Source organism: Bradyrhizobium sp. 76, from assembly GCF_023073025.1.
Classification (GTDB): Bacteria; Pseudomonadota; Alphaproteobacteria; order Rhizobiales; family Xanthobacteraceae; genus Bradyrhizobium.
Genome location: NZ_JADPIS010000046.1, coordinates 1 through 9939, shown reverse-complemented (window position 1 = coordinate 9939; position 9939 = coordinate 1). Strand labels below are relative to the sequence as shown.

General features: G+C 59.1%; 9 protein-coding genes and 1 pseudogene. 8 read left to right on the top strand and 2 right to left on the bottom strand.

The genetic code is table 11. The annotated features are described in order from the left end of the window. Window positions 1–302 precede the first annotated feature (302 nt). Window positions 303–710: a transposase DNA-binding-containing protein gene (locus IVB48_RS12035; protein ID WP_247400082.1), complete on the bottom strand. Its 408-nt coding sequence runs from the start codon at window positions 708–710 to the stop codon at window positions 303–305. 555 nt (window positions 711–1265) lie between these two features. On the opposite strand from IVB48_RS12035, the gene IVB48_RS41325 reads away from it, so the two are divergent. The 3 genes from IVB48_RS41325 to IVB48_RS12025 are packed head-to-tail and all read left to right on the top strand — an operon-like array spanning window position 1266 to window position 2153. Then, window positions 1266–1499 carry a hypothetical protein gene (locus IVB48_RS41325; RefSeq protein WP_346658980.1) on the top strand — a complete coding sequence of 78 codons (234 nt, stop codon included), beginning with the start codon at window positions 1266–1268 and terminating at the stop codon, window positions 1497–1499. Next, complete coding sequence (locus tag IVB48_RS12030; RefSeq protein WP_247400080.1) at window positions 1463–1669, top strand: hypothetical protein; 207 nt, start codon at window positions 1463–1465, stop codon at window positions 1667–1669. Before IVB48_RS41325 ends, IVB48_RS12030 begins: the two co-directional genes overlap by 37 nt. Before the next feature lie 25 nt (window positions 1670–1694). After that, window positions 1695–2153: a hypothetical protein gene (locus IVB48_RS12025; RefSeq protein WP_247400079.1), complete on the top strand. Its 459-nt coding sequence runs from the start codon at window positions 1695–1697 to the stop codon at window positions 2151–2153. A gap of 690 nt (window positions 2154–2843) precedes the next feature. Here the strand turns inward: IVB48_RS12025 and IVB48_RS12020 are convergent. Beyond that, complete coding sequence (locus IVB48_RS12020; RefSeq protein WP_247400077.1) at window positions 2844–3740, bottom strand: LysR substrate-binding domain-containing protein; 897 nt, start codon at window positions 3738–3740, stop codon at window positions 2844–2846. A gap of 143 nt (window positions 3741–3883) precedes the next feature. Between IVB48_RS12020 and IVB48_RS12015 the strand changes: the two genes are divergently transcribed. The 5 genes and pseudogenes from IVB48_RS12015 to IVB48_RS11995 all read left to right on the top strand — a co-directional run. Beyond that, entirely contained in the window at window positions 3884–5290 is a 1407-nt protein-coding gene (locus IVB48_RS12015; RefSeq protein WP_247400076.1) for a VOC family protein, read from the top strand. A 102-nt stretch (window positions 5291–5392) separates the two neighbouring features. Beyond that, on the top strand, window positions 5393–6958 hold the full coding sequence (locus IVB48_RS12010) for an aldehyde dehydrogenase family protein (protein WP_247400074.1): 1566 nt from the start codon (window positions 5393–5395) through the stop codon (window positions 6956–6958). 13 nt (window positions 6959–6971) lie between these two features. Continuing rightward, a complete protein-coding gene (locus IVB48_RS12005; protein ID WP_247400072.1) occupies window positions 6972–8204 on the top strand; it encodes a pyridoxal phosphate-dependent aminotransferase in 1233 nt (410 codons plus the stop codon). A 201-nt stretch (window positions 8205–8405) separates the two neighbouring features. Continuing rightward, window positions 8406–9779 (top strand): Glu/Leu/Phe/Val dehydrogenase, encoded by a 1374-nt coding sequence (locus IVB48_RS12000; RefSeq protein ID WP_247400071.1) that lies wholly within the window; start codon window positions 8406–8408, stop codon window positions 9777–9779. Between the two features lie 49 nt (window positions 9780–9828). Beyond that, window positions 9829–9939: pseudogene (locus tag IVB48_RS11995) on the top strand (electron transfer flavoprotein subunit beta/FixA family protein); the annotation flags it as partial.

Here is a 9939-nt window from a genome sequence, read left to right as displayed (position 1 = left end):
TGATCATCGTGTGCCATCACAAGGTGTCCACCTATTTTGGTGGACACCTCATGCATCAGAGCACTCAAAAGCAAAAGGTGCAGGGAAATTCGCGCTTACCGATCACCGACATGGATGCATCGTCCCGAATCGCCCAGCAGCTCTGTGGATTGACGGACATTGTCCAGCCACCGAATGCTCTCTTTCTTCTCGATGGGAACGCGCGTCGGATTGATCTTCTTCTTAAGCGCGGCAGTCCCCTTGAATTTCTTCCGGGTCCAGAATTTGACCGCCGTCAGTCCAAGCGGCAGCCCTTCGGTTGTTCACCGCCAGGCTCGAGTGCATCCGCAAACCGTGTGCGACCTCAGGCGGCCCGCCTTGTCGCGCCCACTGTTTATGCTCTTAGTGATCCCGATCGCGTCTGAGTTCTCTCTTTGATAACTGAACTCGGTCGTATCGTGGAGCACTAGAATAGGCCCGTCGGTGGCAATCGTGCGTTCACGGGTCGATTGAAAGTGGCCGGCCAGAATGTCCGCCTCACTGACCCGGTCGTTGGAGAAAAAACGATACGCGGCCTTGGTATTAGCCCAGTCCTGGCACACCAGCGGATGCTTTCTCCCATGGCGCTCCCGATCTGCGCTACCAGTGCGGAGCCGCTTATTCAGGCGCTCGTCGGCAAGGTTGCAGCCAGCGAGCTCGCGATCAAACCATGCGTCGGCTTCTTCGTCCATTGGCACCGCCCCATGCGAATCGGTGCCAGACAAGGAATCACGGTCGATTCCTGCGATGCAATAGTTGGTTCGCTCCCTAAGCCCTCTCGGCTAAATGTGGGTAATTGAAAGCCGGTCGCGACCACATCCGGAACAGGGCTTGCGATAGGCGATCGGCATTCTCCGGCTGGTCAAGCGCTACGGCCAGGAACGCCTCGACACGGAATCACGATTCGCGATTCGCCGAATCTCAAAATGAAGTTGCAAGCTTTTAGGACGCCAAAGCCTGAAAGCTTGCAATCTTCGCCCTGAAAATCGACTCCTGATCGACCAAGTGGATGGTTCTTCGCGAAAGAGGGCGTCGTGCTCACTCATTCCAGAGCATCGTGATCACCGTTTCCAGCGGATCGTGATCGCTATTTCCAGCGGGTCGTGATCGGAGACAGCGAGGCGCTCACCATTGACAGTCTGCAACCCGGGTAGCTTGGTCTTCTGCCCAAGAGCGGAGGATCGAGATGCCGACAGAGAGACAGTCCATGCGCCACACTCGCGAAGTCGCCCGCACTACACGTCGGCATGTCCCAGCGCGCCCTTGCACGCAGCCTCGGTCTGGCCCAGGGCACGGTCAGCAAGTACGTGAACCGAGCCCGCCCCGCCGGCGTGACCTGGCCATTGTCGCCGGAGCTGGATGACGATGTCCGGCTCGAGAACCGCCTGTTTCCGGCGCCTTCCGATCGGCCCAGCGACGAGCGTCCGTACGGACTCGGAGGCTTGTGCATCGCGAGCTGCGGCGCTCGAACGTCACGCTGATGCTGTTGTGGGAGGAGTATTGCGACCCAAACTCTGACGGCTTCACCTATGCGTGGTTCTGCGAACGCTACAGGGAATGGGCCGGCCGTCTCAAGCCAACCCTGCGCCAGGTTCCTGTCGCAGGCGAGAAGCTGTTCGTCGACTATTCCACACACCATGGAGGTGGTTGACGGGCTCACGGGTGAGGTACGCAGCATGCAAATCTTCGTCGCCGTGCCCGGCGCCTCGAACTACACCTACGCCGAGGCCAGCCTAACACAGAGCCTGCCGGACTGGATCGCCTCGCACGTGCGGGCATCTGCCTATTTCGGCGGAGTGGCCCGGAAGACGGTGAGCGACAATCTCAAGGCCGGCATCACCCGGGCCTCCTTTCACGAGCCAATGGTGAACCGGACTATGCCGATCTCGCCCGCCATTACCGCACCGCTATCGTACCGGCACAGCAATATCGGCCGCGCGACAAAGCTAGGTCGAAGTCGGGTCCAAAATCGTCGGGCGATGGATTCTGGGGCGCGCCTGCGCAACCGTCGCTTCTTCTCGCTTGCCGCCCTCAATGAGGCGATCCACGCGCTCCTTGTCGAGCTGAACGATCGACCGCTCCGGAGCTGGGGGCGAAGCCGGCGCGACCTGTTCGAGGAGCTCGATCGGCGCTGACGCTCTTGCAGATGAGCCGTACGAGCATGCCGAGTGGAAGCGCTGCCGGGCAATCTCGATTATCACGTCGAGATCGCCCAACATCACTACAGCGTCTCTCACGACCTCGTATCAGGCGGTCGAGACTCGCATCACCCTAAAGACCATCGAGATTTTCCTGCGCGGCAAGCGGGTGGCCTCGCATCTGCGCAGCACCCTGCCGCATCGCCCGACCACGGTCGCCGAGCATATGCCGACTCCGCATCGCCGCTAACGCGGCTGGGCCCATGCGCATTCGTTCCGAAGTCGCCAAGGCGGGCCTCGACGTCACCGCGCGCAACAACCGTCCCCTCATACGCCGTTCGACCAATGCCAAGCTCCGCCAGGCCGGCACCATCGAGAACGTCGGCTATCGCACCGCTTGCGGTCTCGACCGTCCGCTGTTCCAGACCCTTGCCATAGGCGAAGGATCCGATCACAACCATTTGATGATTGTCGGCCCGAACGGGACCGGCAAGTCCTGGCTGGCTTGCGGCCCGGCAACAAAGCGTGCCGCGACGGCTTCTCCGTCAGTCATCACGGGCTCGGCGCAGGAAATCAGACCGCCTAACCCGAACATTCAGGCGGGCATTGCGACCGGTCTGCGTGGTCAGACCAACGCTCTCCCGATTGGGCAATTCAGTGCCCGGAATCCGCAAAGAGCTCGTCGTCTTAGCGGTCAGCGCCGCTTTCTGCGAGCAGCCAGTCGCGAAAGGCCCTGAGTGGAGGGTGGGTAGATCGCTCGGCCGGCCATACCAGGTAGTATCGTTCGGCACTTTCCATCGACCGATCGATTGCGAGGACGAGTTTGCCGCTCGTCAACTCCTCCTGAATCAAGAAGGTGGGTAGCAGCGCTACGCCGACGCCGACCATTGCAGCCTGGGCGACGGTTGCAAATTGATCGAAGTACATCGCCTGTCCGGATCCGTCGTCTACCTGCTGCATTGAAAACCATTTGTTCCAGGCATCGGGCCGCGTCGAAATGCTGAGAAGAGGTACTTCCTTCAGATCACGTGCCGAGCGAAAGCCGTACTGCTTTTTCAGCTCGGGGCTGCAGGCGGGGACAACTTCTTCGGAGCGCAGCAATACCATTTCAACGCCTGGCCAGTCCGGCGGCCCGAAATGAATTGCCGCGTCCAGTGCTTCGGTCCGGAAATCGAAATAGGTCAGGCGAGTTGCAAGGTTGATGGTGATACCGGGATTCTGCACCAGAAACTTGGGAAGGCGTGGCGCCAGCCAGCGCGTGCCAAAGGTTGGCAGGATGGCAAGATTGAGCGTGCCTCCCCTGGGATTTGCGTGAAGATTGAACGAGGCCGTGCTGATTTTGCGCAAGGCCTCGCGAATTTCGCGCGCGTACGCCGCACCGGCCGGGGTCAGGCGAATGGACTGGCGCTCGCGTGCAAACAGCTCGACCTCAAGCTGCTCCTCGAGGAGCTTGATCTGCCGGCTGACCGCGCTCTGGGTCAGGCTGAGCTCCCTGGCCGCCATTGTGACGCTGCCCGTTCTGGCAGCGGCTTCGAAGGCCGCCAGCAGCGAGGTCGATGGAAGGAAACGTCGGGGAGTATTCATGCCTATTCCGGACGAGAATGACGTATTGAGAAAAGATTGTTTGATTGCGCTGAAAACACAAGGGTAAATCTTGGCACGATATGCCGAATTGGCATGATCTAGTGACCTTTCCCTCGAGATTGAGAGAAAGCAGGGAGTTGCCAATGGCCGGGCAGCACGCTCTTGCAGATGACATTCGCGACCTATTTTCGCGTGCGATGTCCGACATGTATCGCGCTGAGGTTCCGCAATACGGGACGCTGTTGGAGCTTGTCGCTGACGTCAACGCGCAGACGTTGCGCACCGATACCAATTTGCGTGCAAGCCTGGAGCAGAACGGCGAAATCGAAAGGTTGGATGTGGAGCGCCACGGTGCGATCCGACTCGGCACGGCCCGGGAGCTGTTCAACATCCGCCGCGTCTTCGCCGTCATGGGCATGCACCCTGTCGGCTACTATGATTTGTCGGTAGTAGGAGTCCCGGTTCATTCCACTGCTTTTCGTCCGATCACGGACGAGGCGCTTCGCCGAAATCCGTTCCGGGTATTTACATCCCTTCTCCGCATCGAACTGATCGAAGATCGCGCCCTGCGCGGGGAGGTCGAAGCCATCCTGGCTGCGCGTCAGATTTTCACGCCGCGTGTTCTCGAGCTCGTCGTCGTATTTGAAGCCGAGCGCAGGCTGACGCGCCCTCAAGCGGAGGAATTTGTTCGAGAGGCGCTGGAAACCTTTCGCTGGCACAGCAACGCGACCGTCGACTTCGGGACCTATCGAAAGCTGCATCGCGCCCACCGGTTGATCGCTGATATCGTCAGCTTCAAGGGCCCGCATATCAATCATCTCACGCCGCGGACGCTGGACATCGATGCCGTTCAGGCTGGAATGCCACAACGTGGCATCGTACCCAAGGCCGTGATCGAAGGACCGCCGCGTCGCAAGTGTCCGATCTTGTTGCGGCAGACGAGTTTCAAGGCGCTGGAAGAACCGATCACTTTTGGAGGAAGTGCGAGCGAGGCCACGGCGGGGACCCATACCGCCCGGTTCGGCGAAATTGAACAGCGTGGGGTTGCGCTGACGGCGAAGGGCCGGAGGCTATATGACGAGCTGCTCGCGTCTGTCCGGCGCAATGTCCAGCCCGGCGCTGCCGATTCCGGTCCCGCCACCTACGAAGACGTGCTCTCAAAGTCCTTCGACTCGTTTCCTGATGAGTGGACTGAGTTACGCTCCAATGGTCTCGCATTCTTTCGCTATTCGGCGACGGAGGCTGGCGTCGTATCCGCTCGCCGGGGCACATTGGCGGCGACCGTAGATGAATTGATCGCCGATGGTTTCCTGCGATTCGATGCGATCATATACGAGGATTTCCTCCCCGTCAGCGCCGCCGGGATATTCCAGTCGAACCTCGGCACCGACGAGCAGAAAAGCTACGCGGCACAATCAGGTCGGGTTCAGTTCGAGGCAGCCCTGGGTAGTGTTGTGAAAGATGAGCTGGAGCTCTATGCGCAAGCGGAGAAAGCCTCGTTAAAGCACGCTCTGGAGCAGCTCGGATTTTCGCAAATCGCCTTTGCTTGAGTATGAAACCTGTTCTCGCATCCGCGGCTTAGCCGACTGTCGAGCCCAGGCAAGTTGGCTTCAAGGGTCCATCCACCATCCAAATTGCTGAGGAGAGATGTCATGCCAGTTAAGTCAACCGCACAAACGCAAGTCCGAAAGCTCGATCTATCCGGCGCAGTTGGAAGCCTATTGACCGAACTTGGGGTGAATGGAGCCTCCTACACGGAAGGTGCACTCAAAGTGCAAACGCCGATCACGGGCGAGACCATCGGAGAGGTCCACGAGACGGGTGCCGGCGAAGCTGCGGCAGCTATCGAAAAGGCGCATACTGCTTTCCGGGCATGGCGCCTGATGCCTGCGCCTAAACGCGGCGAGCTTGTCCGGCTCCTTGGCGAACAGTTGCGCGCAAACAAGGAGGCGCTGGGGCGGCTGGTCTCGATCGAGGTCGGTAAGATCGTTTCGGAGGGACTTGGTGAAGTCCAGGAGATGATTGACATCTGCGACTTCGCAGTCGGGCTGTCTCGCCAACTCTATGGCCTCACTATAGCGACGGAACGCGCCGATCATCGCATGATGGAGACCTGGCATCCGCTAGGCGTCACCGGAATTATTTCGGCCTTCAATTTCCCGGTCGCGGTGTGGGCGTGGAACGCAGCGCTCGCCCTGGTGTGCGGCAACAGCATCGTGTGGAAGCCATCAGAGAAAACGCCGCTCACCGCGCTAGCCACGCACGCGCTGCTCGAACGCGCCGTAAAACAGTTTGAACGCGACAGCGGGGCGGTGCCTGAAGGGCTTTCGGCGGTATTGTTCGGCGGTCGCGAGATCGGCGAGCTTCTCGTTGATCACCCCAAGGTGGCAATGGTGTCGGCTACAGGATCCACCGCAATGGGTCGAGCGGTCGGACCTCGCCTTGCCAAACGCTTCGCGCGCGCAATTCTGGAACTGGGCGGCAACAATGCAGCGATAGTTGCGCCCACTGCCGATCTCGACCTGACGCTCCGCGGAGTTGCGTTTGCTGCGATGGGAACGGCCGGCCAACGCTGCACGACCCTCCGGCGACTATATGTGCATGAGAGCGTCTATAATCCTTTCATCTCGCGCTTGAAGCGCGCTTATGAGTCAGTGACGGTCGGCAATCCGCTTGAGGGCGGCTCGCTGGTTGGTCCGCTCATCGATGCGGCGGCCCATCTCGGGATGCAGACCGCGCTCGGAGCTGCGAAAGCCGCCGGTGGCCTCGTGTACGGCGGCGAACGAGTAGGCATCGAGGGGGCCGCTGACGCCTATTACGTACGGCCGGCCCTGGTCGAAATGCCCGCACAGACCGGGCCCGTCGAGCACGAAACCTTCGCGCCCATCCTTTACGTGATGAAGTACAGTGACTTCGATTCTGTGCTCGAGGTCCACAACGCCGTTCCGCAGGGCCTTTCTTCCTCCATCTTCACAAATGACCTGCGCGAAGCCGAAGCGTTTCTGTCAGCGCGTGGCTCCGATTGCGGCATTGCCAATGTCAACATCGGCCCGTCCGGTGCAGAAATCGGGGGCGCATTCGGCGGCGAGAAAGAAACCGGCGGCGGCCGGGAATCTGGATCCGATGCCTGGAAGGCCTATATGCGGCGTGCGACGAACACCGTCAACTACGGCCGAACACTGCCGCTCGCCCAAGGCGTCAAGTTCGATGTGTTGTGAGTGAGGATCGCCCGTGAACGCTCCCATTGAATTACAATCATCCCCGTTCCGGCCAGCGAGCCGTTTGGCGCCAATCGGCGTCTCGGAGATCCTGAAGATCACGGGCAAGGCCGCAGAGCTCAAGCGCCAAGGCAGGGACATCATCTCGCTCGGGACAGGTGAGCCTGATTTTGACACGCCAGACTACGTGAAGGATGCCGCCAAGCGCGCAATGGATGGCGGTGCGACAAAATATACGGCGCTCGATGGCACTCCTGAACTGAAGACTGCGATCCGGGCGAAGTTCAAGCGCGAAAATGGCCTCGAATTCGCTCAGGATGAGATCACCGTTTCGGCCGGTGCCAAACAGGTCATCTTCAACGCCATGATGGCAACGCTTGAGGTCGGCGACGAAGTTATCATCCCGACACCATACTGGGTGACGTATGCCGACATCGTTGCACTCATGGGCGGCAAGCCGATGTTCGTACCTTGTCACGAGGCCAACGGATTTCGCCTGACAGCGGAGGACCTCGCCCAAGCGATCACGCCGCGTACGAGATGGTTGATTTTGAACTCGCCGTCCAATCCTTCTGGCGCCGCCTATTCGGACACAGACTACCGGCCAATTCTCGATGTATTGGCCGCTTCTCCGCACGTCTGGCTCATGGTGGATGACATTTATGAGCACATCCTCTACGACGAGTTCCGCTTCGTGACGCCCGCAGCGATCGAGCCTTCTCTTCGTGAACGTACTCTGACGATCAATGGGGTCTCGAAGGCCTATGCCATGACGGGATGGCGGATAGGCTATGCCGGCGGCCCAAGCGCGCTCATTCGGGCCATGGCGGTCGTTCAGAGCCAATCAACCTCGTGTCCGTCTTCGATTAGCCAGGCCGCTGCCATCGCAGCGCTTTATGGACCGACGCAAGTGATTGCGGAGCGATGCCGGTCCTTTCGATCACGACGCGATCTGGTTGTTGCGGCTTTGAACAAGCTGGAGGGTATTACTTGTCAGGTGCCGAAGGGTGCATTCTATACATTCGCTGGTTGCGCCGGGCTGATCGGCAAGTCCACGTCGGATGGCCAGCGCATCAACAGCGATACTGATTTCGCCAAATATCTCTTGCGCAGCGTCGGCGTCGCCGTCGTTCCGGGATCGGCATTTGGACTGGCTCGATATTTCCGAATCTCCTACGCCACATCGACCTCGGAGCTTGAGGAGGCGTGCCAACGAATTGCTCATGCCGTGAAGCAGTTATCGTAGTTTGCATTCGTCGCACAATGTGGCTCGTCCGAATGCCAGTGCTGCGCGCTTCGGAGGTTCCTTGATTCAGGCCGCTACACAGCTTGTTCGTCGTACTGTTCCTCTCGCGACGAACGCTTACTGGCCGCCCGTTCCTGGGGCGGCCATTTTTCCTCGCCCGATCTCCGCGTCCACCCACAAACAAGTTGATCGATCTAACTTATGACCAAAGCAATCTATGGTGGCCCCGTTTTCGAGATGGCCAGGCAGCAGTTCAAGCGAGTTGCCGATCACCTGGAGATCCTTGAGATGGAAAGGGATCGCCTTCTCTATCCAAAGCGCGCAATCGCCGTTTCATGCCCGATTCACAGGGATGACGGCCGGACGGAGGTCTTTCAAGGTTACCGGGTTCAACATCACCTGACGCTCGGGCCGACCAAGGGCGGAACGCGGTTCTCGCAAGTGGATATTGGCGAGGTCGCCGCCTTGGCCATTTGGATGAGCTGGAAGTGTGCCCTGGCAGGGCTCCCCTATGGAGGAGCAAAAGGCGGCATTACAGTCGATCCCTACGCGTTGTCACCGCGCCAACTTGAGGCGCTATCACGACGGTATATGCAGGAGATGATTCCTTTCGTCGGACCGCACACCGACGTTATGGCGCCTGATATGGGCACGAACGAGCAGGTTATGGCTTGGTTCATGGACACTTATTCCATGTATCAAGGACAGACGATCAACGAGATCGTCACGGGAAAGCCGATATCCGCAGGAGGCACACTCGGCCGCCGCGAAGCGACTGGGCGCGGAGTTTCATATCTTGTTGCTCGTGCGCTTGATCACCTTGGGATAAGCGCGGGTAGCGCCACGGCCATCATTCAAGGATTCGGCAACGTTGGGTCAGTGACGGCATATTCCCTTGCGGAGAAAGGCGTCAAAATCATCGGTGTCAGTGATCATACGGCGGCATATTATGATCCCACCGGTCTAAACATAGCCGATTTGCAGCGCCACATGGCGAAGCGTGGGCAGCTTGCCGGGTTCTCTACTCAGAGCTTCGCTGAACCATCGGAGCTGCTGGTCCAGAAGTGCGATGTCCTTGTACCGGCTGCAGTCGAGCGCGTCATTACTGGCGAAAATGCCTCCCAACTCAAATGTCGCATTCTCGCCGAGGGAGCCAATGGCCCGACCACGCCAGAAGCTGACTCTGTCCTGCAGCAACGGAGGGATGAGATCTTTGTGCTACCGGATATTCTGTGCAATGCGAGAGGCGTGATCGTTAGCTATTTCGAGTGGGTGCAGGACCTCCAGCGGTTATTCTGGGAGGAGACTGAGGTGTTCGATCGCCTCTACCGAATTCTCGAGCGCTCCTTCCAGCAAACAATAGCTTGCGCGAAACGCGATCGAATTTCTCATCGAATGGCGGCCATGGCGATCGGGGTTAGCGTGGTCCAATCGGCGAAGCGCACCCGAGGCCTTTTTCCTTGGTGCTCAAAGCGAGCTACTTTGATCGAACCTGAATGTCACCGCCTAGCAATCGCCGCTGTGAGCCAAATTCGGGAAAACAGGCAGGCTCAACCCGAGCGTATCAACGTCTAGTTTTGCCATCAGTTGATAACCCCCTCCCAAATTGAGTGAAAGAGGATCGATGAAGGTCTTAGTGCCGGTAAAGCGGGTGGTCGATTACAACGTCAAGGTCCGCGTCAAGAGCGATGGATCGGGTGTTGAACTCGCCAACGTCAAAATGTCGATGAACCCG

Bases quoted from the DNA above. Each gene is read 5' to 3' on its own strand.
- IVB48_RS12035 (WP_247400082.1), bottom strand. From the start codon at position 710: ATGGACGAAGAAGCCGACGCATGGTTTGATCGCGAGCTCGCTGGCTGC.
- IVB48_RS41325 (WP_346658980.1), top strand. From the start codon at position 1,266: ATGTCCCAGCGCGCCCTTGCACGCAGCCTCGGTCTGGCCCAGGGCACG.
- IVB48_RS12025 (WP_247400079.1), top strand. From the start codon at position 1,695: ATGCAAATCTTCGTCGCCGTGCCCGGCGCCTCGAACTACACCTACGCC.
- IVB48_RS12020 (WP_247400077.1), bottom strand. From the start codon at position 3,740: ATGAATACTCCCCGACGTTTCCTTCCATCGACCTCGCTGCTGGCGGCC.
- IVB48_RS12015 (WP_247400076.1), top strand. From the start codon at position 3,884: ATGGCCGGGCAGCACGCTCTTGCAGATGACATTCGCGACCTATTTTCG.
- IVB48_RS12010 (WP_247400074.1), top strand. From the start codon at position 5,393: ATGCCAGTTAAGTCAACCGCACAAACGCAAGTCCGAAAGCTCGATCTA.
- IVB48_RS12000 (WP_247400071.1), top strand. From the start codon at position 8,406: ATGACCAAAGCAATCTATGGTGGCCCCGTTTTCGAGATGGCCAGGCAG.